20 protein-coding genes are annotated in these 24,618 nt (G+C 43.0%); 5 read left to right on the top strand and 15 right to left on the bottom strand.

Annotated elements, in window-relative coordinates; all coding sequences use genetic code 11:
- Window positions 1-2: 2 nt before the first annotated feature.
- The 8 genes from ileS to LRS05_RS02340 all read right to left on the bottom strand — a co-directional run bounded on the left by ileS (window position 3) and on the right by LRS05_RS02340 (window position 11,633).
- Window positions 3-3,434, bottom strand: coding sequence for an isoleucine--tRNA ligase (ileS, locus tag LRS05_RS02375; protein WP_257866852.1), 3,432 nt, complete (start codon window positions 3,432-3,434; stop codon window positions 3-5).
- Window positions 3,435-3,513: 79 nt separating this feature from the next.
- Window positions 3,514-4,206, bottom strand: coding sequence for an SDR family NAD(P)-dependent oxidoreductase (locus LRS05_RS02370; protein ID WP_257866851.1), 693 nt, complete (start codon window positions 4,204-4,206; stop codon window positions 3,514-3,516).
- Window positions 4,206-4,496, bottom strand: a complete 291-nt coding sequence (locus tag LRS05_RS02365) for a TIGR03643 family protein (protein ID WP_257866850.1) — start codon at window positions 4,494-4,496, stop codon at window positions 4,206-4,208. Before LRS05_RS02365 ends, LRS05_RS02370 begins: the two co-directional genes overlap by 1 nt.
- Complete coding sequence (locus LRS05_RS02360; protein ID WP_257866849.1) at window positions 4,484-5,773, bottom strand: DASH family cryptochrome; 1,290 nt, start codon at window positions 5,771-5,773, stop codon at window positions 4,484-4,486. Before LRS05_RS02360 ends, LRS05_RS02365 begins: the two co-directional genes overlap by 13 nt.
- Window positions 5,774-5,869: 96 nt before the next feature.
- On the bottom strand, window positions 5,870-6,583 hold the full coding sequence (gene recO / locus LRS05_RS02355) for a DNA repair protein RecO (protein ID WP_257866848.1): 714 nt from the start codon (window positions 6,581-6,583) through the stop codon (window positions 5,870-5,872).
- Window positions 6,583-8,871: a two-component regulator propeller domain-containing protein gene (locus LRS05_RS02350; protein ID WP_257866847.1), complete on the bottom strand. Its 2,289-nt coding sequence runs from the start codon at window positions 8,869-8,871 to the stop codon at window positions 6,583-6,585. The genes recO and LRS05_RS02350 overlap by 1 nt, the downstream gene beginning before the upstream one ends.
- A gap of 113 nt (window positions 8,872-8,984) precedes the next feature.
- A complete protein-coding gene (gdhA, locus tag LRS05_RS02345; protein ID WP_257866846.1) occupies window positions 8,985-10,328 on the bottom strand; it encodes an NADP-specific glutamate dehydrogenase in 1,344 nt (447 codons plus the stop codon).
- A gap of 162 nt (window positions 10,329-10,490) precedes the next feature.
- The gene (locus LRS05_RS02340) at window positions 10,491-11,633 is read right to left on the bottom strand and encodes a cystathionine gamma-synthase (RefSeq protein ID WP_257866845.1); all 1,143 of its coding nucleotides are present in this window, start codon (window positions 11,631-11,633) and stop codon (window positions 10,491-10,493) included.
- Window positions 11,634-11,781: 148 nt separating this feature from the next.
- Between LRS05_RS02340 and LRS05_RS02335 the strand changes: the two genes are divergently transcribed.
- A complete protein-coding gene (locus LRS05_RS02335) occupies window positions 11,782-12,534 on the top strand; it encodes a DUF3298 and DUF4163 domain-containing protein (RefSeq protein ID WP_257866844.1) in 753 nt (250 codons plus the stop codon).
- 89 nt (window positions 12,535-12,623) lie between these two features.
- Here the strand turns inward: LRS05_RS02335 and LRS05_RS02330 are convergent, their stop codons facing one another.
- Complete coding sequence (locus LRS05_RS02330; protein ID WP_257866843.1) at window positions 12,624-13,079, bottom strand: DinB family protein; 456 nt, start codon at window positions 13,077-13,079, stop codon at window positions 12,624-12,626.
- Window positions 13,080-13,252: 173 nt separating this feature from the next.
- Between LRS05_RS02330 and LRS05_RS02325 the strand changes: the two genes are divergently transcribed.
- Complete coding sequence (locus LRS05_RS02325) at window positions 13,253-14,338, top strand: PA0069 family radical SAM protein (RefSeq protein ID WP_257866842.1); 1,086 nt, start codon at window positions 13,253-13,255, stop codon at window positions 14,336-14,338.
- 27 nt (window positions 14,339-14,365) lie between these two features.
- On the opposite strand, the gene LRS05_RS02320 is transcribed toward LRS05_RS02325, so the two are convergent.
- On the bottom strand, window positions 14,366-14,833 hold the full coding sequence (locus LRS05_RS02320; RefSeq protein WP_257866841.1) for a CYTH domain-containing protein: 468 nt from the start codon (window positions 14,831-14,833) through the stop codon (window positions 14,366-14,368).
- A 51-nt stretch (window positions 14,834-14,884) separates the two neighbouring features.
- Here LRS05_RS02320 and dinB point away from each other — a divergent pair, with 51 nt between their 5' ends.
- Complete coding sequence (gene dinB / locus LRS05_RS02315; protein ID WP_257866840.1) at window positions 14,885-15,979, top strand: DNA polymerase IV; 1,095 nt, start codon at window positions 14,885-14,887, stop codon at window positions 15,977-15,979.
- Between the two features lie 53 nt (window positions 15,980-16,032).
- On the opposite strand, the gene LRS05_RS02310 is transcribed toward dinB, so the two are convergent.
- Both LRS05_RS02310 and LRS05_RS02305 read right to left on the bottom strand, forming a co-directional pair.
- Complete coding sequence (locus LRS05_RS02310; protein WP_257866839.1) at window positions 16,033-16,809, bottom strand: Bax inhibitor-1/YccA family protein; 777 nt, start codon at window positions 16,807-16,809, stop codon at window positions 16,033-16,035.
- A gap of 56 nt (window positions 16,810-16,865) precedes the next feature.
- Window positions 16,866-17,333 (bottom strand): DUF1572 domain-containing protein, encoded by a 468-nt coding sequence (locus LRS05_RS02305; RefSeq protein ID WP_308224816.1) that lies wholly within the window; start codon window positions 17,331-17,333, stop codon window positions 16,866-16,868.
- Between the two features lie 87 nt (window positions 17,334-17,420).
- Between LRS05_RS02305 and LRS05_RS02300 the strand changes: the two genes are divergently transcribed.
- Together LRS05_RS02300 and LRS05_RS02295 are read left to right on the top strand one after the other, a co-directional pair.
- Window positions 17,421-18,323: a histone deacetylase gene (locus LRS05_RS02300; protein WP_257866837.1), complete on the top strand. Its 903-nt coding sequence runs from the start codon at window positions 17,421-17,423 to the stop codon at window positions 18,321-18,323.
- A 194-nt stretch (window positions 18,324-18,517) separates the two neighbouring features.
- The gene (locus tag LRS05_RS02295; protein ID WP_257866836.1) at window positions 18,518-19,531 is read left to right on the top strand and encodes a fasciclin domain-containing protein; all 1,014 of its coding nucleotides are present in this window, start codon (window positions 18,518-18,520) and stop codon (window positions 19,529-19,531) included.
- Between the two features lie 61 nt (window positions 19,532-19,592).
- On the opposite strand, the gene LRS05_RS02290 is transcribed toward LRS05_RS02295, so the two are convergent.
- The 3 genes from LRS05_RS02290 to LRS05_RS02280 all read right to left on the bottom strand — a co-directional run bounded on the left by LRS05_RS02290 (window position 19,593) and on the right by LRS05_RS02280 (window position 24,434).
- Window positions 19,593-20,252, bottom strand: coding sequence for a response regulator (locus LRS05_RS02290; RefSeq protein ID WP_257866835.1), 660 nt, complete (start codon window positions 20,250-20,252; stop codon window positions 19,593-19,595).
- A 161-nt stretch (window positions 20,253-20,413) separates the two neighbouring features.
- Complete coding sequence (gene mfd, locus LRS05_RS02285) at window positions 20,414-23,719, bottom strand: transcription-repair coupling factor (RefSeq protein ID WP_374707781.1); 3,306 nt, start codon at window positions 23,717-23,719, stop codon at window positions 20,414-20,416.
- A 61-nt stretch (window positions 23,720-23,780) separates the two neighbouring features.
- Window positions 23,781-24,434, bottom strand: coding sequence for a hypothetical protein (locus LRS05_RS02280; RefSeq protein WP_257866833.1), 654 nt, complete (start codon window positions 24,432-24,434; stop codon window positions 23,781-23,783).
- Between the last annotated feature and the right edge of the window lie 184 nt (window positions 24,435-24,618).

Here is a 24,618-nt window from a genome sequence, read left to right as displayed (position 1 = left end):
TTCTATTTTGAAATTAATACTAAGGTTTTTATATCGTCAAATTCTATTTCTGTCCCGTTTGATACTTTATCTTTAAAAATCAGCTCATCTGTAAGCGTTTCAGACTTTATATAATCTTCATTCGCCTTCACCGCTTCTTCAAGTACTGCATTGTCCTGAAGGTAAACCGTTATACGGTCTGTCACTTCAAAGCCTGAGTCTTTACGGATGTTCTGTATCCTGTTCACCAACTCCCTGGCTATTCCTTCTTTACGCAGCTCATCACTTATCGTGATGTCAAGTGCAACAGTTATGCCATCAGCATTCGCTACCAGCCAGCCCGGGATATCCTGTGAAGTAATCTCCACATCCTGAGATGTTAAATTAACACTTTTTCCTGACACAACAACATCTATGCTTTCTGCTCTGTCTATCTCTGCAATCTGCTCCTGAGAAAAACCTTGTATCTCTTTGGCTATCAGCCCCATGTCTTTTCCAAAACGGGGACCCAGGGCTTTAAAATTAGGCTTAATCTGCTTCACCAAAACACCGCTTGCATCATCCAGAAGCTCAATTTCCTTTACATTAACTTCGGCTTTTATCAACTCTGCAACAGCTTCAATTTCTTCTTTCTGTTTCGCGTCAAGTATCGGAATCATTACCTTTTGCAGCGGCTGGCGTACTTTAATCATCTCTTTCTTACGTAGTGATAACACCAGTGATGATATAGTCTGCGCTTTCTGCATCCTGCTTTCCAGCGATTTATCAACAAAGTTATCAGCATACGCAGGAAAATCGGCCAAATGTACGCTTTCGAATTTCTCTGCCTGTGAAGCTTTTGTTAAATCTATATAAAGCCTGTCCATAAAGAATGGTGCAATTGGCGCGCTTAGCTTGGCAACAGTAACCAAACAGGTGTAAAGCGTCTGGTAAGCGGCAATTTTATCCTGTGCATATTCACCTTTCCAGAAACGACGGCGGCACAGGCGCACATACCAGTTACTCAGGTTTTCCTGCACAAAATCAGATATTGCCCTGGCAGCACGTGTAGGCTCGTAATCCGCATAATAGCCGTCAACATCTTTTATCAACGTGTTCAGTTCGCTCAATATCCATCGGTCAATTTCAGGCCTTTCGTTCAACGGAACTTCAGGCTCTGAATAGTTAAAGCCATCAATATTAGCATATAACGCAAAGAACGAGTACGTGTTGTACAGTGTACCGAAGAACTTGCGGCGCACCTCGGCAACACCTTCAATATCAAACTTCAGGTTGTCCCACGGGTTGGCATTGGCTATCATGTACCAGCGCGTGGCATCAGGGCCATACTCAGCAAGCGTAGTGAAAGGGTCTACCGCATTACCAAGGCGCTTGCTCATTTTCTGCCCGTTTTTGTCAAGCACCAAGCCGTTAGACACTACATTTTTATACGCAACCTTATCAAACACAAGTGTTGCGATTGCGTGGAGGGTATAGAACCAGCCGCGGGTCTGGTCAACACCCTCGGCAATAAAGTCTGCCGGGAAGGCTGTATTGTTGTCAATCAGTGCTGCATTTTCAAAAGGATAATGCCACTGTGCATATGGCATCGCACCACTGTCAAACCACACGTCTATCAGGTCAGCCTCGCGCTTCATCGGCTTACCGGATGGTGATACCAGCGTTATCCTGTCCACCACATTTTTGTGCAAGTCAATCTTATCGTAGTTTTCTTCGCTCATGTTATCCGGCTCAAATCCGGCAAACGGATTCTCACTCATAACGCCGGCAGCAACAGCTTTTTCTATCTCATTGTATAGCTCTTCCGCAGAACCGATGATCATCTCTTCTGTCTTATCTTCAGTTCTCCAGATAGGCAGTGGGATGCCCCAATAACGCGAACGTGAAAGGTTCCAGTCATTGGCATTTTTTAGCCAGTTGCCAAAACGCCCTTCGCCTGTAGCTTTAGGCTTCCAGTTGATGGTGTCGTTCAGGTCAAACATACGCTCTTTTACATCAGTCATCCTGATGAACCAGCTGTCAAGCGGGTAATATAGGAGCGGCTCGTCCGTCCTCCATGAGTGCGGATAGCTGTGCACGTATTTCTCTACCTTAAAAGCTTTATTGTTTTCTTTCAGATAGATAGATATCTCTACATCGGCAGATCTTTCAGGAGCTGTGCCTGCGTCATAATATTCATTCTTGACATATTTACCTGCGAGTTCCAACGCCTTGCCGTTAGGGTTGTCAAGGTGTGCTAAATGTGATGTAAACCTGCCCTGCATATCTACAAGCGGTACAGGGTTGCCGTTGGTGTCAAGTACAAGCATCGGCGGCACTTCAGGAGAGGCTTCCTTCGCAACCTTGGCATCGTCTGCACCAAAAGTAGGCGCGGTGTGAACGATACCCGTACCATCTTCAGTAGTTACAAAATCACCCGATATCACCCTGAACGCATTCTCCGGGTTTTGGTGCGGCAATACAAATGGCAGCAACTGCTCATAGCGGATGCCTACTAAATCTTTCCCTTTGGCTTCAGCCAATATTTTATATGGAATTTTCTTGTCGCTTTCGGTGTAATTGGCAAAATCAGCATCATCTTCACTTGCAAAGTATTTACCTCCAAACTGCTTACCTACAAGATTTTTAGCCACCACAACATTTATCGGCTGGAAGGTATATTGGTTAAACGTTTTTACCAATACATAGTCAATATTTGGCCCAACTGTCAAAGCCGTGTTGCTTGGTAAAGTCCATGGCGTAGTTGTCCAGGCCATAATATCTACATCGCCAAAACCTTTAAGAAAATCCGGCAATGTATTGGCAATCGTGCGGAATTGCGCTACAATCGTAGTATCCGTCACATCACGATATGCTCCCGGCTGGTTCACTTCGTGTGAGCTAAGCCCTGTTCCTGCCTTTGGCGAATAAGGCTGTATGGTGTAGCCTTTGTACAGCAGGCCTTTATCATAAATCTGTTTCAGCAGCCACCAAACCGACTCCATGTATTTTGGCTTGTAAGTAACATATGGGTTTTCCATATCAACCCAGTAGCCCATTTTCTCCGTGAGGTCGTTCCACACGTCTGTATAGCGCATTACCGTGCGTTTACAAGCTTCATTATACTCTTCAATGGTGATTTTAGTGCCGATGTCTTCTTTAGTGATGCCAAGCTCTTTCTCAGTGCCCAGCTCGACCGGTAAGCCGTGGGTGTCCCAACCGGCTTTACGCTTTACCTGGAAGCCTTTCTGAGTCTGGTAGCGGCAAAAGATGTCTTTAATGGCACGTGCCATCACATGGTGAATTCCCGGGAGGCCATTGGCGCTCGGCGGACCTTCAAAAAATACGTATTGCGGTTTTCCCTCGCGGGTGGTAACGCTTTTATCAAATATGTTCTCTTTTTTCCAGAAATCAAGTACCTCGCTTGCCACAGTTGGCAAGTCAAGCCCTTTATATTCAGTAAATTTAGTGCTCATCAATCGTATGCTAAAAATAGATTGCGAAAGTAAGGATTTTTTTAGTGTGATGAGTAAATGGCGTTACATATACTACAAGTTAAGGCTTTAGGTTGCCCATGCCGCCGTCAACAGCGAGCACCTGGCCTGTAATCCATGCAGATTGGCTGCCTAAAAGAAAAATAATAGCATTGGCAAGATCATCTGCCGAACCTATTTTCTTAGCCGGATTCCGGTTTTGAGCCGCCTCGCGCTTTTCTGGGGTGCCTAAGAATTTTTCGGAAAGTGGAGTATCTGTTAGTGATGGCGCAATACAGTTTACCCGTACTTTTGATGCCAGTTCAGCTGCGAGAGAGCGTGTTAGCCCCTCAAGCGCGGCCTTGGCCATTGCTATTGAACTGTGGAAAGGCATGCCTGCCGCTACAGCCACAGTGCTTATAAATACTATTGAAGCATTACTGCTTTTTTTAAGGTTAGGCAGGTAAGCCTGTGTAAAAGCAGCAGCCCCAAGGGCATTTATGCTAAAGTCTTGTACAAAGTCTTGCCTGGTATAGCGGTTAAAAGGTTTGAGGTTTATTGTGCCGGGAAAATATACTATGCCGTCAATAGGCCCATCTATGTTAGGGAATGCATCAAAATCATATTCAGCCACAGTAAAAGCCTTATCGTAAACATCTTGCGGAGGTTTGGTAGAGATACCAATAATTACATGTCCCTGCTGTTTGAGTAAAGATGCGGCAGCCACAGCCACTGCCGATGATGCCCCTGCAAAAATGTATGTTTTTTGTTGCATTATTTTCTTTTTGATATTTTGTTGAGCGTTATATGTCTTTGCCTGCTGCATTTAAACCGGGCTATGTCATCTGACCTTTTTTTGGCATGTTTTGTACTGCAGGCTTCAACCCTTTTGCGCCACAGGCAATAGCTGCTGAATTTGAGTTCGCGCTTCATCAATGCTTTAACATCGGCTTCAGAGAGGCCGAATTGAAACTTTATGGCATCAAATGGAGTCCGGTCTTCCCAAGCCATCTCAATTATCCGGTCGGTTTCCTGCTGTGTAAATGTTGGTTTTATTGTAGCCATAATTTCCTGTATAGTTGTTTGGGGTCATAATCTGCCGCCTGTTTATCTACGTTAAATTGTCTGTTACCTCTTGGGTCATTGCCCACACCTGCTATGTAGGCCCAGTTGCCCCAGTTGCTGCATACGTCATAATCAATAAGCTGCTGTTCAAAATAGGCCGCACCATAGCGCCAGTCAATGCCCAGGTCATTACACAGGTAGCTGGCTACATTTTGCCTGCCCCGGTTACTCATAAAACCGGTAAGTTTAAGTTCACGCATGTTGGCATCAACAAAATCATTACCAGTTTGACCGTTAACCCATTTATAGAGCATTTCGGAATTAATTGTTGCTGTTTCAACATCCCTGCCTTTAAACCCGCCTTTGTAAAACATTTTGCTTTTATGCTTTTTCATCATAAACCTGAAAAAATCCCGCCACAAAAGCTCAAAAATCAGCCAGTAGGTAGATTTATTAGCCCCATATTCAGCTTCATAGCGCTTCACTTCATTATAGACCGTGCGGGGTGAAAGGCATCCGTTTGCCAGCCATGGTGATAGCTTTGACGAAAAGTCGCGCCCGGTAAGCCAGTCACGCGTTTCTTTATAGGTAGCGATGGATTTTGTACCGAACAGAAAGTCTTCTAATCTTGATCTTGCTTCGGTTTCGCCGCCTTTAAATTCTATTGAAGCGCGGGTGTCAGGAATAACATGCGCCGCCTTTAATTCAGTAACATCAGGGAGTTTTAACGGAGGGATAACAGGTGACATGATTTTTGAAGGCTTGTCAAAAACAGGGCGTATAAAGCTGTCCCTCTCTGTTTTTTTCCGGAAATCGGTAAATATATCCGGAATGTCCTTTATAGAAAACGGCAGGTCTTCAGCATGGTAGAGTGTGCTTGTACTGTATGTTTCTAAAGAGCAGCCTAGCTTCCATAGCTGCGCTGTAACCTTTTCTTCAGTTGCTTTTTCTTCAGAAGCCACTTCTTTTTTGGCAAATACTTTTTTAGCATTATACTTCTTCACAACATCAGGAAGTGCGAGGGAAGGGTCACCTTTAACAATCAAGAGGCCCGAACCCATGCTGCGCAGCCGGGCATCAAGGTCTGCAAGTGATTCAAGCAGGAATTTAATGCGGAAGTCGCCGGTTTTCCTGAACCCGAAGCGTGTAGTGGTGTAATGCGACTGGTCAAAACAATATACGGGCACAACCATATGGCCTGATGCTACAGCCCTTACCAGCGCCTCATTATCATGAAGCCTTAAATCAGTTTTAAACCATACAATTACAGCAGGCATACAGCGTTTAAGATAGTTTCTCCTCGAAATTACTGCATGATTGTCTATAACACTAATAAAATCTGAACTTTAGCTATTGTTTAATGATGAGAACACTCAACTAAAAACCTGCTTGAGTACTTCAAGCGAATTAGGTTTCCTGAAACCTTCAAGGTGCAGGGCGTAGTAATCAAGGAGGATATTGAGCAGTGCCTGCCTTTCGGATACATGGAAGGCAGCCGTACCACCGTCCATACGCAGCTGCATCATTTCCTGCAGCAGGTGAGTATTTTTTGCGCTAAGGCATGTGGTAGATTCGAACGGAACGAACACACCATCCGTCATTTCAAAATATAAATTCTCACTAATGTTTCTCTCAGGGTAAAAACCAAGGAACTTTGTTACTTCAAGCAATAGCAGCAAATGGAAATCGGCTATTTCATCATGTCCGTCAAGCCACATCAAAGCTGTTTCAAGAAAGTGGTACAGACTTTCATTTTTCTCTTCCTCACGGATGCTGTGGTGCAGCACTTCGGCCAAAAAAATTGCTATCGTGGTTTTCCTTATATCGGCATTAATGGTCTGGTAGGGTATGCCAAGCTTCACTTCTTTAAAGTATTCAAGTGTGCCCTTATTTTTATGTACCGCTACAATATCTAAAATGGTTAAAGGCTGGAAATAGGCAATTTTACTGGCGCTTTTTTTACCTGAAAATGCATCGCGAACAAAGTATGACTTAAGCCCGTCAGCCTCGGTAAAACATTTCACGATAAGGCTTTTTTCCTGATAGCGCAATGCGCTAAGCACTATCCCTCTCGTTTTTACCTGCATCAGCGGATAATCATTACTTTTTTCACTTTGGTTTGCGTACCGTCTTCACCGGTAATGAATATCATATAAACACCCGAAGCTACCTTATGCTTGCCAAAAGCACGGGTATCCCAAAGTATGGTGCCGCCTTCACTTGTGGTTTCATGTACTAGGTTGCCTTCAATATCAGTAATTTTTACATTGGCCCTGTTAATAAGCCCGCTTATGTTTACATCACCCTCAAAGCCCGGCCTTACAGGGTTAGGAAATACATATACATTATCAAGATTATCTGATGCTTTTGTAGATGTACCCTTAAAGGAGACCATGCCTTTATCTGTGGCAAAGAACACTTCGCCCGTGGCAGCATCTATGGCGATATCATTAATCTGGTTGCTTGGCAGCGGTGAGTTTAATATTGTAAAGTGGTGTATGGTGCGCTGTCCGTCAGGCGAAACTAAAAATACGCCTGCAGTGGCTGTGCCCAGCCATTTATTGTTGGCGCCGTCAACTTTTATTGCCGTTATATCCTGTTGGTATAACAGCTCCTGTGCCTGCCCGTCTTCCAGTATAATAATATCATTGGTTACCAATGCATCTTCTGTAAGAAACCTGTCTACTGACGGTAAAATCCTCAAACCGCGCCTGGTTCCTATCCAGAGCTGGTTTCTGTTGTCAATAGCCAGGCTGCGCACATAGCTGTCAGGGAGATTTGAATTATCTTTCAGGATGACAAACCTGTTGTTCTGCTTTTCATTAAAAGCGATAAGCCCATTATCGCGAGAGGGAATCCATTTCGTCCCGTTTTTGTCTATCACCATCTTTCCATAAAGCCCCTGCTCCGGATTTTGAACTATCCCCTGTAAAGAATATGCTGCCCAGTCGCCGCCAGCTTTCAGAACTTTAATTGATTTTACCGTAAGGGCGTTTGTCATCCATAGGTTGCCTTCCCTGTCATAAGCAAGGCTGTTGATCCATACTGTTGGCCCTCCCGGAGCGACGGTTTCGGGTCCGTTTTGTATAGGAGGTGTTGCATCATATTGCTCCACACCCACATTGTTTTCTATTTTAATAAGGCCATTTAAAAAAGAGGCTGCATATAATACATTTTCATTTGCGGGTGTAGCTATAATATCTACTATTGCAGCTGCGCCAAAAACATCGCTGTTGGGTATGTTAAGCCATCCGGTGCTGTTTAACCTGCTTATGCCGAAATAGTTAAGCGTAGGTATATATGGGTTATAATCTATATTATACCCGCCAAATACCGCCCAAAGGTTATTGGCTGTTTTTTCCAGCGAGAAAATATTACTGCGCAAAGGGCCGCTTGGAGTGATATTTTCACAAACAGAAAAATTACTTACCAGCATACTGTAGAGTCCCTTTTCGGTAGTGCCTACGTAAAGTCTCTGATTAAGAAGCGTGGCGCAGGTAAAACTTGCCGTTTCCCCTAAAGGAAGGCAGGGTATCACATTGATAACGGCAGTCTGCATCACCTGTGAATTAAAGATCTTTACAAAAGAGGGGGTTGTTATAAGGAGGTTATTATCAACTACACGGAAATCAACAATATTTGCCCCTGTGGAATTTTTTATTACAAAGGAGTTCCCTTCAAGCCTGTATATGTTTTGATTGTCAGCCGCAATCAGCATATTGTCAAGGGTACTGGCATATACCCAGTAGCCAGAATTATAGTTGACCCAATTGTTAAAATCATTGAGGTTAGGGTTTGAAATGAGCCCTCTTCTCAACCCATTCTCTTTACATGCAGCATAGATATAACCCCCCTGAACAGTTACCTGGTTTACAGATATTTCTGCGCCGTTTGGCCCAAGGTAAAATGTATCTCCAAACTCTAATGTAGCAATGTTTAAGACCGCAATTCCAAAATCGGTTGCTATATAGGCTTTGCCTTGATGCTCATATATATGGTTTATTCGCTTTTTGTTGGGTTGTACTGTTGTTTCTGCAATAATGTCAACCTTAGTAGCTATGGTATTGTCAGCATTTATTACAAGAAGCAAACCATTACTGTTGCCTACAAGCGTACGGTTAAAGACTGTGCTGTGATGAATTGCAGTAATGGTTTCAGCTTTAAGCCCGTCAACTGATGTGATGGTTTTCAGCTCATTGGTAAGCACATTTTTAGAGAACATGGCAAAATCAGCAGCAGCATACACGCGGCTGCCAGATTGTGAAATGTCAACGATATTATTATAAGAAAAGTGGCTGCCCCACAGCTTGTTATTGTTTTGTGCTGCACAGCAAATTGCTGCCAGCAGGGCAACTACTTGTAAAACTCTCTTCATCAGGGCAATTTATTTGGCAAATATAACTAAAACGCAGTTATCGCTTTTTTTGTATATGTGCATAAAAAAAGCTCCCACAATAGGGGAGCTTTAGTTTCTATAAAGCATTAGATTTATACCACACCCTGCGCAAGCATGGCATCGGCCACCTTTACAAAACCGGCAATGTTAGCGCCTTTTACATAATCAGTGTAGCCGTCTGCCTCCTTGCCAAAAGCAATGCAAGACTCATGTATGCTTGCCATAATGCCTTTAAGTCTTTCATCAACTTCTTCACGTGTCCAGCTAAGGCGCAGTGAGTTTTGTGACATTTCAAGGCCTGATGTTGCCACACCACCTGCGTTTGAAGCTTTACCAGGTGCAAAAAGTATCCTTGCGTCCTGGAATGCTATAACAGCTTCAGGCGTACTTGGCATGTTGGCGCCTTCAGCTACGCAAATACATCCGTTTGCTATAAGCTGCTTAGCCTCATCACCATTAAGTTCGTTTTGGGTTGCACATGGCAGTGCGATATCGCATTTAACTTCCCATGGCTTGCCCCCGGCCACATATTTGGCATTAGGATATTTGTTAAGATAGTCGCTGATACGGCCATAATTTACGTTTTTGATTTCCATAACATAAGCCAGTTTTTCAGCATCAATACCTGCCTCATCATAAATGTATCCTGATGAGTCAGAGAAGGTTACAACCTTGCCGCCCAACTGCATGGCTTTTTCAGCAGCATACTGCGCCACGTTACCTGAACCTGAAATTACAACAGTTTTACCTTCAAAGCTTTGGCCTTTCGTTTCAAGCATGCTTTGCGCGAAATAAACACAGCCGTAACCTGTAGCTTCAGGACGGATGAGCGACCCACCGAAGCTTATGCCCTTGCCGGTAAGTACACCTGTAAATTCGTTGCGAAGCCTTTTATATTGCCCAAACATGTAGCCAACTTCACGGCCGCCAACACCTATGTCTCCTGCAGGTACATCGGTGTCAGCGCCAATATGCTTGGCAAGCTCTGTCATAAAACTTTGGCAGAAACGCATGATTTCATTGTCTGATTTTCCTTTCGGGTCAAAGTCAGAGCCGCCTTTACCGCCGCCCATTGGCAATGTTGTAAGGCTATTTTTAAAAGTCTGCTCAAAAGCAAGGAATTTAAGGATGCTCAGGTTTACCGATGGGTGAAAGCGAAGCCCGCCTTTGTATGGGCCGATAGCAGAATTCATCTGGATGCGGTAGCCGCGGTTTACCTGCGTGTTTCCGTTATCATCAAGCCAGGTAACGCGGAACATTATTACGCGCTCAGGCTCTACCATCCTTTCCAGCAGCATTTTGCCCTGGTATTTTTTATTTTGCTCAATGAATGGAAGCACCGTTTCGGCTACTTCGTGCACTGCCTGTAAAAATTCGGGTTCATTTGGGTTTCTTTTTGAAACCATGTCCATAAAAGACTGTAAGCTATCACTCATGTTGTTAATGGTTTAGTTGTAGTGAAAACGTTTTCGTAATTCGAGGCAAATATAATGTTTTTGTTAATTTGTAGATTCGTGGATTTGTCAATTTGAGTTCCAAATCCGAATTAACGAATCGACGTAAATACAAATCAACATTGAGAAGCATTTAACATTTCTTTAAGAAAGTGCCTGCTCTATGTCTGCAATTAAATCTTCAGCATCTTCTATACCTACGCTAAGACGAACCAGATCATCGCTTATTCCTATTTCCAATCGCTTGTCTTCAGGAATTGACGCATGCGTCATCAAAGCCGGGTGGTTGGCAAGCGACTCAACGCCGCCAAGCGATTCTGCCAATGTAAATACTTTCAGGCTTTCAAGGAATTTGATGGCGTCAGCCTTTGCACCGGATTTGAACGTGAATGACACCATTCCGCCAAAACCGCCCTGCATTTGCTTTTGGGCAAGGCTGTGGAAAGGGTGGCTTGCAAGCCCCGGATAATATACCGCTTTTATCTTGGGATGATTCTCAAGATACTCCGCAACTTTAGCGCCGTTTTCACAATGGCGCTGCATGCGCAGGTGTAGCGTTTTTATACCACGAAGCACTAAAAACGAATCTTGCGGGCCAAGAGTGGCGCCGGTGGCAAACTGTAAAAAATGCATCCGTTCGCCCAGTTCGGCATCTTTAATTATAAGTGCTCCGGCTATAACATCACTATGGCCGCCAAGGTATTTGGTGGCGCTGTGCATCACGATATCGGCACCCAGATCAAGAGGGCGCTGTAAATATGGAGTAGCAAATGTGTTATCAACCGCAAAAAGGACTTTTTTCTCTTTCGCAATTTTAGCGATAGCCTCAATATCGGCCAGCTTCATCAATGGGTTGGTAGGTGTTTCCACCCAAACCAGCTTTGTGTTGTTGTTGAAAAGCGACTCGAACTTTGCCAAATCATTCATGTCTACAAAATGGAACTTTATGCCGCTGTCTTTATATACTCTTGTAAACATTCGGTAGGTGCCGCCATACAGGTCGTCCATAGCAATAACTTCATCACCGGCTTTCAGCATGCGCAAAACACAATCAGTAGCAGCAAGGCCCGAAGAAAATGCAAGCCCGCGTGCTCCGTTTTCAATGCTTGCCAAAGCATTTTCAAGTGCGGTACGGGTTGGGTTTGCCGCACGGCTATATTCATACCCCGAGTGTACACCCGGGCTGCTTTGTACGTATGTTGAAGTCTGGTAAACCGGTGGCATCACTGCGCCTGTAGATGGGTCATGGTGCTGGCCGCCGTGTATGGTTTTCGTGTTAAATTTCATATAATAATCTGTAAGAATAAATTTGAGAAACAAATTTAGTGTAATTTGGTTGTACTGCGGCACACACGCAGCTATTTATCACAACCCTAACAATTAGCGTTATGAAGCGGTTTTTAAGCATGATTTTGGCGGTGGCTCTCTTTACAGCATGCCAAAAGAGAAAAAGGAAATGGAGGTTGAAACGGAAGAGGCTGTGACAGAAAAACCTGCCCCGGCCTTTGCCTCTAAAACCTATGAGCAGAAAACAACTCTGCCGTGTAATGATGCATGCACGAATGTTTCAATAACCATACCGGTGGCTGAGAATATAAGCCAGCCAGCTAAAGACAGCATTAACAATAAGATATTCAATACGGTGCGTGGCATTGTATATTTTGGAGAGAAACCTTCAGATGCCAAAGACTATGAAGGCATAATGAGTACTTTCATTAAATCGTATGACGATTTAAGAAAGCAATTCCCGAAGGAAAAGATGGCGCCCTGGGAAGCAAAGATTAATGGCAGGATCGGCTATCAAACGGATAACATCATCAATATCAAGCTTGAAAATTACACATTTACCGGCGGTGCGCATGGCTATTCTGGGCTGCGTTCACTTATATTCAATGCAAAAACCGGAACAACTTTAAACTATGCTGAAATGTTTACCGACCAGAAGGCAGTAGCAGCCATGGCAGAGAAGAAATTTCGTGAGAAATATAAAATTCCGGCAGGTAAGAATATTAATGCTACCGGCTATTTTTTCCCGGATGATAAATTTATTCTCCCGCAGAATATTTTTTATACTGATGAAGGCCTGCTGCTTTACTACAATCCATACGAGGTAGCTTCCTATGCCGAGCAGCAAAAAGAAATAATGCTGACTTATGCAGAGCTGGGGGATTTGTTGAAGGTTAGGTAGTTTTTAGTCCCAGTCCCGGTTTTCAGTCTATGCCACTATTTTATCAATGCCGGAAGCAATTGAAAACCGGGACTGAGACTGTTTACTTTCTATACAAACTTCCTCAAACTCATCATTATGCCAAGGTGTGTGGCTTCATGATAGTTGTTGAATTCAATCGCGTCTTCAATTGATGTCAGCGTGAAACCCAATTCTGTCTTTCTTTCGGTGTAAGTCGTGAAGACTCCTGCATTATAATCTTCTTCCGATTTATCAACCAGCGTAAAAAGCATGCTGCGTATTTCCGCTATTTCTTCTGATGAAGCATCGCTTTCAGGGCGGGTGCCGCGTTTGTAACGCTCAATCATTTCGATTGAAACGTTAGGCGTATTGCCTGAAGCAAGATACATCAGCATCTGCTGCGATACTATGATATGGCCAATATTCCAGATAAGGTTATTGCTGAAGCCCGGTGGTATCTTGTTAAGTTGCTCTGTACTGTAGTTGTCGAAAAAACGATCGTATACCTGGCGGCTCACGCGGTTAACGTTGAATGTTGATTTCATGAGATAAAAATAATAAATTTAGTTTACAGTCACAGTCCCAGATTTTTCTATGAACAATGTATGCGTCTTTTACGTATATTGATTTGCAGTATTCCAATAATTTGTTGATAAAAGTCTTTTAACAATTAAGAAAATAATCTTATAACTTATATCTTTGTTGGAAATGATGTGCAATGAAGAAGGAAACGATAAAAGGGCAGGGGGCAGTACAAAACATACATAATCATTTCCTGAAGAATCGGTATGAGAAATCGATATATGATGATGATTTTGAGGAAACAGTAGCGAAGACTGAAATACTTGAGGTTTTCCCGAAGAGTATTGTGAATCCGGTTAAGAGCCCGGACCTGTCTATGGCATATAGCATGAATCCATACCAGGGGTGTGAACATGGCTGTGCCTATTGTTTTGCAAGGCCCACTCATGAATATTGGGGCTATAGCGCGGGGGTTGATTTTGAAAGGAAGATACTGGTGAAAAAAAATGCGCCGGAACTCCTGGAAAAATTCTTCACTAAAAGAGGCTATAAAGCTGAACCGATTTTGATGAGCGGAAATACCGATTGTTACCAGCCCATAGAACGTAGGCTGGGCATTACCCGCCGCATGCTGGAGGTGTGCCTGGAATACCGGCACCCGATTGACATACTCACCAAAAATGCGCTGGTAACGCGGGACATTGATATCCTGAAGCAATTGGCTGAAAAAAACCTGGTGTGTGTGTCTTTAAGCATCCCGACTATTAATGAAGACCTGAGGCGTAAACTGGAACCCCGGACATCTTCTGTAAATAATAAACTTAAGGCTATTGAAGAGCTTTCTTCAAACGGCATACCTGTACACATTATGGTGGCGCCTATGATACCGGGCCTAAACACACCGGAGATTATCAATATTGTAAAGGAAATTTCTGAACGTGGGGCAAAAGATTTTGGCTATACCCTGGTAAGGCTAAATGATACCGTTGAGCCTGTTTTTGTTGACTGGCTGGATGAGCATTACCCCGACAGAAAAGAAAAAGTGCTGCACCAGATAGCATCAATGCATGGTGGTAAGCTGGGCGAAAAAAGCGTAGCGAAACGTAAAAAAGGAGAAGGTAACATTGCCGAGATGATTCACACTACCTTTCGTATCGCCAGGCAAAAATACTTTGCAGATAAAGGAATACCAGATTTGGCATGCAACCTTTTTGACGGTACAAAGGGTGAGCAGCTTAGTCTTTTTAGTTGGCAGTCTCAGTCTCGGTTTTCAGGAATATAAGAACCGCCGACTGAGACTGAAAACTAATCACCACTTACTAAATGGCCTGCTGCTGATGTAAGCATTATAATAACGCTTATCTCCTGTAACTTCATCACCCAGCCAGTCAGGTTCTTCAAACGTTTCATTTTCAGATGATAATTCAATTTCCGCAATAGTAAGGCCGGTATTATCACCAAAAAATTCATCTACCTCATATATATGGTTGCCCATCTTTATTTCGTAGCGTACTTTATCAATGACACCGGGTAGGCACAGCGCCAGCAGTGCATCAGCATCTTCAACAGTAATTTCTTTTTCCCATTCCATCCTGCTAAGGCCGGAGTCATTGCTTTTACCCTTTATTGTAATATAGCCCTGCCCGCCTTTGATCCTGACGCGCACTGTACGTTCAGGGTCGGTTGAAAGATAGCCCTGTACTATCTTCTTCTGTGTCCTTGCTTCATGTTTATAAGCATCGCTTTTCACCAGAAATTTACGTTCGGTCTCAATCATAATCATTATGTAATACTACTGCAAGATAAGGGATTTGAGTAAATTTGCAGTATGGAAACACCGATGCCGCAACGCAAAATCATTCATGTAGATATGGATGCCTTTTACGCATCGGTAGAGCAGCGTGATAACCCGGAATTGCGGGGTAAGGCTATAGCCGTGGGCGGAAGTGAAAGGAGGGGAGTGGTATCGGCCGCGAGTTATGAGGCCCGTAAATTTGGTGTACGCAGTGCCATGAGCGGCTACCTCGCCAAAAAGAAATGCCCCCACCTTATCTTCGTAAAGACCAATTTTGATAAGTACCGAGAGGTTTCACAGCAGATACGGAAAATATTTTATGACTATACCGATTTGGTAGAACCGCTCTCGCTGGATGAAGCCTATCTTGATGTAACGGTAAACAAGAAAGGCAACCCAAGCGCAAGCCTTATAGCGAAAGAGATACGCCAGCGCATTTGGGAAGAGACCGGCTTAACGGCTTCTGCGGGGATATCCATAAATAAATTTGTTGCCAAAGTAGCCAGCGATTACAATAAACCCAACGGGCAGAAAACCGTAAACCCTGATGAGGTGATTGAGTTTCTGGAAAACCTGCCGATTGGGAAGTTTTACGGCGTGGGTAAAGTTACTGAGGAAAAAATGTACCAGCTGGGCATATTTACAGGCAAAGAACTTAAGGAAAAAACCATTGAATACCTTACGGAACATTTCGGCAAATCTGGCGCATACTATTATTATGTGGTGCGCGGCATCCACACAAGTGAGGTAAAGCCCGACAGGATAGCAAAATCAGTAGGGACAGAGCATACATTCAGTGAAAACCTGGTAAGCGAAGTTTTTATGGAGGAAAAGCTGGACCAGATTGCGGGTGAACTTGACCGCCGGCTGAAGAAAAAGAAGACTGCCGGCAAAACGGTTACCCTGAAAATTAAATACAGTGATTTTACCCTGCAAACACGGAGTAAAACGCTTCAGTACTTCATTTCAGACAAAAGCCTCATACTGGAAGCCGCAAAAGAATTATTATACCAGGAACGCTTAAAAGATTCGGTACGCTTGCTGGGTATTTCACTGGCTAACCTTAATACAGACATTGAGAACAAGGCAGTAAAACAGGTGGCGGTACAGCTGAAATTTGATTTCTAAATTTCAGGATAAAAAAAGCTGCCCGGAGGCAGCTCTAAATTATATCGGGATTATTAATCCCGGCTTGAAAGCTTCGCGAATAGCCTCAAAAATTCTATATATAGCCAAACCAGGGTTATCATAAGGCCCATGGCTCCAAACCACTCCATATACTTAGGCAGGCGCTTTTTTGCACTCTCATCAATCAGGTCAAAATCTAAGAAAAGATTCATTGCTGCAATAATTATTACAAATGCACTGATACCGATGCTCATAAGTGAATGGCCATAATGCACGGGCTCAAAGCTGGTGAACATTGAAAGCAGCCATGTAATTAGATAATAAGTGCCAATGGCAAGCGTAGATGCAATAACTATTGACTTAAATTGCTCTGTTACTTTTACAATCTCAAATTTGTATAGCAGAAAACAAACCAGGAAAGTAACAAACGTGGCGCCAACGGCCTGAATTACAATGCCCGGATAGTAATATGCTTCAAAATATGCTGAAATACCACCAATAAACAATCCCTCAAATACTGCGTATGCCGGGGCAAGATATCGTGATGTTTGCGGCCTGAAAACTGTAATAAGCACGGCAATAAAACCTGCAATAGCGCCAGCTATAGTTAAACCCATTGCATTTGAGCCATTATAGAACATTGTCCATGTAATGCCTGCGCTTGCAACAAGCAGCAGCAGCAGGATAAAGCTTTTGTTGATAGCTCCGCTTACCGTCATTACATCGTTATAATCTATTACCTGCACAGGGTTGCCTTCAGCATCATATACGGTGGTAGTCTGGTCAAATGCCTTGTTCTTTAAAAAGGGGTTTTTAGATTTCAGTTCCATAATAAGTGGTTTTGAGTTTTCAAATATAAAAAAAAGTAGCGTAAACCTCTGTCCATCTATTCGTTTGAAATCAATTTCTTTATCAGTACAATTTGTCCAAGATGATAGTAGCTATGCTCTATCATTGCCTCAATATTGCGGCGGTAGCTTCCATATTTTTCATCAACGAAGAATTCATTGAGTTTTGATTCCGGTATTGTTTCAACTATAAGGGCAAATTTTTCGGTATCATCAAATAATTTCTCAATTATTATTTCCCAACTCTGTTGTGACGTAACTTCAGGAAAATCAAAGCTGTACTTGTCTTTTATGTCAAGGCTCCCACCATTAAACACTTGCAAAATTCCTGAAATGTAATAATGGATATGCTGCGTAAGGGCAGCAATGGTATTTAGAGATCCGATTTTTGTATTGGCGTCTTCAAATGATAAATCTGACAATTCCTTTCTGTAATTTGTGTTTGCAATCCACAACCCATTAATTATGACTTCTCTCAGCCTGTTTGCAAGTTCTTCAGCAATCATATTCATTATATATTCAGATTAGATGTTATTGGCTAAATTAGCAAAAAGTTGTACTATAACTAAATGCCCCCACACAGATCTAATCTAATGCTGCCAATAGCCTATCACGCTATATACAAACATCCATTGCCGGAGGGTCACCGCTTTCCTATGGCAAAATACGAACTTTTACCGGAACAGTTATTGTATGAAGGTACAGCAGTTAAAAGCGACTTTCATGCACCTGAATTACCTGACATACAGCATGTACTTGCGGTACATAATAAAGAGTATGTTGATTCGCTGCTGAATCTTACCCTCGATGCAAAGGCAGTGCGTAAAATTGGCTTTCCGCTATCTTCTGAATTGGTAGAGCGTGAACTTCGCATAGCGCAGGGGACAATATGGGGTTGTGAGCAGGCGTTGCAGCAAGGCATAGCCTTTAATATTGCAGGTGGTACCCACCACGCATATTCCGGCCATGGAGAAGCTTTTTGCCTCCTGAATGACCAGGCTATTGCAGCACAATACCTGCTTGATAGAAACCTTGCTAAAAAAATACTTATTGTTGACCTTGATGTACACCAAGGTAACGGCACCGCCGAAATCTTTGCAAAGGAGGATGCGGTTTTCACATTTTCTATGCATGGTAAGAGTAATTATCCGTTTAAAAAGGAAGTATCTGATCTTGACATTGCCCTGCCTGATAATACAAGTGATGATCAATATCTCGCCATCTTACAGGAAACTTTGCCTTCACTCATAGATTCACAACAGCCGGATTTTATCTTCTATCTCAGCGGCGTTGACATACTCGCAACTGATAAACTAGGCAAGCTTGGCTGTACACTAAATGGATGTAAAAGGCGAGACGAAATCGTCTTATCATTATGTAAAAGATTAGGCATACCTATACAATGCAGTATGGGTGGGGGCTATAGCCCTGATATTAAAACTATTATTGAGGCACATGCAAACACCTACAGAGTTGCCAACAGCATATTTCGTTAAGTTTTGTTTAATCTGACTTAAGTTTAATTTGACATTTATTTTTGAACTTTCCTAACTTATACAGTAAAGACTTACATTTTAAAGTGTTTAAAATGTTTATTTTTAGGTAAACATTTGTTTAACTTTTAATAAAAATCTTTTAACAAAAAAAGTGATGTTTTAATTTAGTCTACTCATTCAAAACAAATTAAAATATGAAAAAGACTTTATTAAAACTATCGCTTTTGTTGTTTATTGCAGGCACAAGCCTGGTATCATGCAGCGATGATGACAACAACAACAACACAATGCCACAAAATTCTATTGTAGACATTGCAGCATCAAACAGCAACTTCTCAATTCTGGCTCAGGCTGTTGAGCGTGCCGGGCTTACAGCAACACTTGACGGTGCAGGCCAGTTTACAGTATTTGCGCCAACAAATGCAGCATTTAATGCATATCTTGACACAACTCCTTATGACAATATTAATGAAGTACCTGTTGCTGCACTTAAAAACCTTCTGCTAAACCACGTTATTGGTGCAGAAGTTATGAGCAGCGCTGTTACAACAGGCTATGTTAATACTATGTCACCAATGGGTACAATGGCAAACTCACCAATGATCAGCATGTACATCAACAAATCAGGCAACACTATCACTATTAATGGTGGCGCTGCAAATGGCGGTACTACGGTAATAAACGAATCTGCAGACATTGATGCAAGCAACGGTGTTATACATGCGGTTAACAACGTTATTGCGATACCAACAATTGTAAACCACGTAGTGGCAAACCCTGATTTTGACACGCTGCAGGCTGTGGTTACAAGTACATCAGGTGCATTTGGCGACCAAAGTGCCGTACTTAATGCTCTTAACAGTGTTACTGCATCAGCTCCTGTAACAGTATTTGCGCCTAACAATGCTGCTTTCACAGCTGCAACAACAGGTTCAGGATTTGCAGTTGGTGCAACTCCTGCACAAGTTACCAAAGTGCTGCAATATCACGTTTCTGCTGCGGGTAACGTACGTTCAACTCAGCTACAGAACAACCAGTCAATACCAACTATTACACAGCCTTCTCAAAACCTTACAGTAATTTTAGGTGGCGGTAATGTGGATATCAGAGATTCTGCTAACAATCTATCCCGCGTTTTCCAGGCTGACGTACAGGCTTCAAATGGTGTAATTCATGGTGTAAACAGGGTACTGCAACCCGAATTGTAAATAGTTTTTTTTAATGTTTAAAGGCTGCCTGATCAGGCAGCCTTTTTATTTAAAATGTGTATTATATATACCCCATACGGCGGGCTTTGTCTATAAGCACTTCATCATCGCCGTCAACTTCCAGCAGCCGTTTTATACGGTATTTGCGCTTCTCGATGCCGCTGTCAGACATCGGGATGTACTTAATAAGGTTTTTATTTTTAATACCCTTTGCCAAAAGATAGAGAATACGCAGGTCAACCTCCTCCAGCATAATGCCTTTTTCAAGGCGCATCATATAATTTTGTATGGTATTTGAATAGAATGTATCTCCCTTTATTACCGCCTGGAAACCTTCCATCAGCTCCTCGGTAGTACAGTCGCTTTTATTTATAAAGCCTTCCGGAGCAATGTTTTGTATAATACGGCCCAGTATCTCAAACTCGCGGTGCATCGTCATCATTATGATCTTGCAGCCCGGCATTTCACGGCGCAGCAGCGCAGCCATATCTTCACCGGTGTGCAGGCCAAGCTTCGGGTATGCAGGTATGCTGTAATCCAGCACTGCAATATCAAAAGGTGTGTCACGGTGCCGAAGTATTATATCATGGCCTGTTTTACAATCAGACGCTTTTTTTAAATTAAACTTATATGGATTTTCAAGATGTTTAAAAATAGAAAAATAGCCTTGCAGCACAACTGCGTGGTCATCAATCGCGAGTACATGTAAAGTGTTTTTCAAGGCGTGTGTATCTATTTTTCGAGTGGCAAAATTATATTTTAAATAAATATGCAGATTACGGAATATCCGCAATTAACATTTTTGCCCTATTTTTCGAAATCGTTTGCGTAACAAGTTGTATAGTAACTACTTAAATTTGCGAAAAATAATGAAAAATATAATTACTCAAACACCTTTTCAAGCAATTCCAAAGCCTTGCTCAAAGATTTTACATTTTCAAACGTCAATAACAGGCGCAGGCCGTTTTTAGTTTGTTTTTCTTTCATTTTAGATAGTGACTGGTATTTCTGTACAAATGTAAGCACCTGCCTGAAACTGCCACTCTGGTAATAGTCACTTTGCTGGTCGCCCACAAAATAGCCCACCATTTTACCCTGCTTTAAAACCAGCTTTTCAATACCCATTTTTGTTGCTGCCCATTTAATCCTCATGCTGGTAAGCAAGGCCTGAGCCTGCTTTGGCAGTGGGCCGAAACGGTCGGCAAGCTTTTGTTCAAAAGCTGTAAGCCCCGCTTCATCTTTTACAGTAGCCAGCTCATTGTAAAGGTTCAGCCTTTCAGTAATGTTATTGATGTAGTCATCCGGGAAAAGCAGCTCAAAATCACTGTCAATCTGTATGTCTTTTACATATTCTTTTTTCGCATCTTCCTCTTCATCATATAAGTCTTTAAACTCGTTTTCCTTAAGCTCTTCAATAGCCTCATTCATAATTTTCTGATAGGTTTCAAAACCTATTTCGTTTATGAAACCGCTCTGCTCACCACCCAAAAGGTCACCCGCACCCCGTATCTCAAGGTCTTTCATTGCAATGTTGAAGCCGCTGCCCAGCTCGCTAAACTGCTCCAGGGCCTGTATGCGTTTACGGGCATCTTCCGTCATGGCAGAATAGGGTGGCGCAATGAAGTAGCAGAACGCCTTTTTATTGCTGCGGCCCACACGCCCGCGCATCTGGTGCAGGTCGCTAAGCCCGAAGTTATTGGCGTTGTTGATGAAGATGGTATTGGCATTAGGCACATCAAGGCCGCTTTCAATAATGGTTGTGGCCACAAGTACATCAAATTCACCTTCCATAAAAGCAAGCATAAGCTCTTCCAGCTTTTTGCCTTCCATTTGGCCATGGCCTACGCCCACTTTAGCCCCCGGTACAAGCCGCTGAATCATTCCCGCAACTTCCTTGATATTCTCAATGCGGTTGTGTATGAAAAATACCTGCCCACCACGCTGAATCTCGTAGGAAACAGCATCGCGTATAGTCTCTTCGTTAAACCCGATCACATGCGATTCAATAGGGTAACGGTTGGGCGGCGGCGTTGTAATAACAGATAGGTCACGCGCGGCCATGAGTGAAAACTGAAGTGTTCTCGGTATCGGTGTAGCTGTAAGTGTTAACGTGTCAACATTTTGCGCAATGGTTTTCAGCTTATCTTTTACGTTTACGCCAAATTTCTGCTCTTCGTCAATTATAAGTAAGCCAAGGTTTTTAAAGACTACGTTTTTATTAGTAAGCTGGTGTGTGCCTATGATGATATCGAGTTTACCTTCGGCAAGATTTTTCAACGTTTCCGATTTTTGTTTCGCAGTACGGAAGCGGTTTACGTAGCCAACAGTTACCGGCATATCCTTTAAACGCTCAATAAACGTGCGGAAATGCTGGTAGGCCAATATGGTTGTAGGAACTAATACTGCTACCTGCTTGCCGTTATCAACAGCCTTAAAGGCCGCGCGTATGGCCACTTCAGTCTTGCCAAAACCCACATCGCCACAAACAAGTCGGTCCATCGGGCGCTCGCTTTCCATGTCGGCTTTTACATCGCGGGTGGCCGTAATCTGGTCGGGCGTATCTTCATAAATGAAAGACGACTCCAACTCTGCCTGCAGGTAACTGTCTGGCGCATACTGGTAGCCTTTCTCAAGCCTGCGCTTAGCATACAGTTGAATAAGGTTGAAAGCAATGTGCTTTACGCGTGCTTTGGTTTTCTGTTTCAGGGCTTTCCAGGCGCCGCTGCCCAGCTTGTAAATCTTTGGCGGTGCACCGTCTTTGCCGTTATATTTTGATATTTTGTGCAGTGAGTGAATGCTTACATACACAATGTCATTATCGGCATACACCAATTTAATGGCTTCCTGGGTTTTGCCTTCCACCTGTATTTTTTGCAGGCCGCCAAATTTACCAATACCATGATCTATGTGTGTGACATAATCGCCAACTGAAAGCGAGTTCAGTTCTTTCAGCGTAATAGTTTGCTTTTTAGAATAGCCGTTTTTTATGCTGAACTTGTGATAACGCTCAAAGATCTGGTGATCGGTATAACAGGCCACCCTGTTTTCGTCATCAATAAAACCTTCGTACAGCGGAAAAACAAGCGTTTGGTACTGCTGCCTTATGTTCTCATGATTGGCTTCGTCAAGGCTTTCAAATATATCGTGGAAGCGTTGTGCCTGGGCTTCGTTGCTGCAGAAAATATAATTTTTATACCCGCGCGCATGGTTATCGCTCAGGTTGTTCAGCAATAAGTCAAACTGCTTGTTAAAGGGTGGCTGCGGCTGCATTGCAAATTCAAAAGCCTTTTCAGTTTTGAACATTGGCTTTGATGAGAGCTCAACCACGGTAAAATCAAGGGCTTTCTTTAAAAACGCCTGCTGGTTCAGGAAAAGTTCTCCCGGCTCAGCATGTTTTATATCTTTTGAAAGGTTATCAAAAGCCTCAATGGCTTTATTGTATTGCAAATCCAGCTGTCCCAGCAAACCCTCAGTGTTCTGTATGAAAAGTACAGTTTTTTCGCTGATGTACTCAAGGAAACTCTCACGGCTTTCTTTCAGGAATTTATTCTCAACGTTGGGAATAACCGTGATTTTCTTCTGCCTGTCGAGCGACAGCTGCGAAGCGACATCAAAAGTACGGATGCTGTCAACTTCATTCCCGAAAAACTCTATACGGTATGGGTTATCATTGCTGAAAGAGAATACATCTACAATACCACCTCGTACGGAGAATTCGCCCGGTTCAGTCACAAAATCTACCCGGCGGAATTCATACTCAAACAAAACTTCATTAATAAAGTCAATAGATACCTGGTCGCCCACTGCAATTTTCAGCGTATTCTTCTCAAGCTCCCGGCGGGTCACCACTTTCTCGAAAAGCGCTTCGGGATAAGTAACTATGACAGCGGGTTTTTTACGTGAGTTAATGCGGTTAAGCACTTCAGCACGAAGCAAAACACTGGCATTATCTGTTTCCTCAATCTGGTATGGGCGGCGGAAAGAACCCGGGTAAAAAAGCACATCCTGTTCGCCAATCAGTTTCTCAAGGTCGTTAAGGTAATAGGCGGCTTCCTCTTTGTCTTTCAGGATAAAAAGAAAAGGAAGCTCACTCTCACGGAAAAGAGGGTCAACAAGAAATGATAATGATGAGCCTATAAGGCCTTTCACGTGGAGCTTTGCCTCACGTTTTTGTAACGCGGCAGCAATTTCTTTAACTTTGGCTGACTGGCTGTATTTATCTAAAACTTCGGGCTTCAATCTTCAGGTTTCAGGGTTTAGTAAAAGTACGGTTACGGTCGGGCATGGCCATTCCGGGGGCAGGGGTAACTTGTTCGGGCTGCATCATCCTGTCAGGGTTAGCCATGCGGGTGGTATCAAGCGCGCGCAGCATTTCTTCTTCGCCCTGTTCTTTTGGTATCTGGCTTATACGGATTATCTCGTCAAGCTGGTTCTGTACAGAAGTAATCTCCTGCCGTGTGTCGGCTATCAGCTTCAGCACTTTTTTATCCTGTATTACATCAACATTCAGGTAAGTGTATAAATCTTTTATTTTTGTGACTAATACGCCCAGGCGACTGTATACCTGTGGCTTTGCAAACATTGAAGGGAGGTTTTGCCTTACCCTGTCGGCCTTGTCAACCAGGTTTTTGGTTTTTTGCTTGTAAGCATTTATGCCACCCTTAGGCTTCTGCTCTAATTCTGTCATAAGCTGGTTCCATTCGGACCAGGTCATAATGCGCTGCTGTACTGCCGGCGTTGGCGGAGCCACCTCAAAACTCCAGTTATTGCTGATGATTTTCAATATAGAGTCATTATGTTTTTCGGCGCGGATGGTATCAATGCGGCGCTGCTTGTCATCTTCTTCGCAGGAAAAAAGAGTGGCTGCAAACGTAACTGCTATTATGATGCTGATGTATTTCATGTAGTAAATGATTGCTCACAAAGTTACAAATGTTGCGCCAAACAGGGCATCAGGCTTACAAAAACTTAACGCATTGCTATTTAGCATGTATTCATTAAGATAATGCATAAAAATACTGCTGTTTATCACAAATTGGCAATAAACTGTTTTATAAACCTTGTTTAAGAATAAATTCTGTAATACT

The organism is Flavobacterium sp. J372, assembly GCF_024699965.1.
In the GTDB taxonomy this organism is placed as follows: Bacteria; Bacteroidota; Bacteroidia; order Flavobacteriales; family Flavobacteriaceae; genus Flavobacterium.
The sequence above is the reverse complement of the archived record's forward strand: the minus strand, read 5'-3'. Positions and strand labels throughout refer to the sequence as shown.

Coding starts and splice junctions, on each gene's coding strand:
- ileS (WP_257866852.1), bottom strand. CDS start 3,434: ATGAGCACTAAATTTACTGAATATAAAGGGCTTGACTTGCCAACTGTG.
- LRS05_RS02370 (WP_257866851.1), bottom strand. CDS start 4,206: ATGCAACAAAAAACATACATTTTTGCAGGGGCATCATCGGCAGTGGCT.
- LRS05_RS02365 (WP_257866850.1), bottom strand. CDS start 4,496: ATGGCTACAATAAAACCAACATTTACACAGCAGGAAACCGACCGGATA.
- LRS05_RS02360 (WP_257866849.1), bottom strand. CDS start 5,773: ATGCCTGCTGTAATTGTATGGTTTAAAACTGATTTAAGGCTTCATGAT.
- recO (WP_257866848.1), bottom strand. CDS start 6,583: ATGCAGGTAAAAACGAGAGGGATAGTGCTTAGCGCATTGCGCTATCAG.
- LRS05_RS02350 (WP_257866847.1), bottom strand. CDS start 8,871: ATGAAGAGAGTTTTACAAGTAGTTGCCCTGCTGGCAGCAATTTGCTGT.
- gdhA (WP_257866846.1), bottom strand. CDS start 10,328: ATGAGTGATAGCTTACAGTCTTTTATGGACATGGTTTCAAAAAGAAAC.
- LRS05_RS02340 (WP_257866845.1), bottom strand. CDS start 11,633: ATGAAATTTAACACGAAAACCATACACGGCGGCCAGCACCATGACCCA.
- LRS05_RS02335 (WP_257866844.1), top strand. CDS start 11,782: ATGCCAAAAGAGAAAAAGGAAATGGAGGTTGAAACGGAAGAGGCTGTG.
- LRS05_RS02330 (WP_257866843.1), bottom strand. CDS start 13,079: ATGAAATCAACATTCAACGTTAACCGCGTGAGCCGCCAGGTATACGAT.
- LRS05_RS02325 (WP_257866842.1), top strand. CDS start 13,253: ATGAAGAAGGAAACGATAAAAGGGCAGGGGGCAGTACAAAACATACAT.
- LRS05_RS02320 (WP_257866841.1), bottom strand. CDS start 14,833: ATGATTGAGACCGAACGTAAATTTCTGGTGAAAAGCGATGCTTATAAA.
- dinB (WP_257866840.1), top strand. CDS start 14,885: ATGGAAACACCGATGCCGCAACGCAAAATCATTCATGTAGATATGGAT.
- LRS05_RS02310 (WP_257866839.1), bottom strand. CDS start 16,809: ATGGAACTGAAATCTAAAAACCCCTTTTTAAAGAACAAGGCATTTGAC.
- LRS05_RS02305 (WP_308224816.1), bottom strand. CDS start 17,333: ATGATTGCTGAAGAACTTGCAAACAGGCTGAGAGAAGTCATAATTAAT.
- LRS05_RS02300 (WP_257866837.1), top strand. CDS start 17,421: ATGCTGCCAATAGCCTATCACGCTATATACAAACATCCATTGCCGGAG.
- LRS05_RS02295 (WP_257866836.1), top strand. CDS start 18,518: ATGAAAAAGACTTTATTAAAACTATCGCTTTTGTTGTTTATTGCAGGC.
- LRS05_RS02280 (WP_257866833.1), bottom strand. CDS start 24,434: ATGAAATACATCAGCATCATAATAGCAGTTACGTTTGCAGCCACTCTT.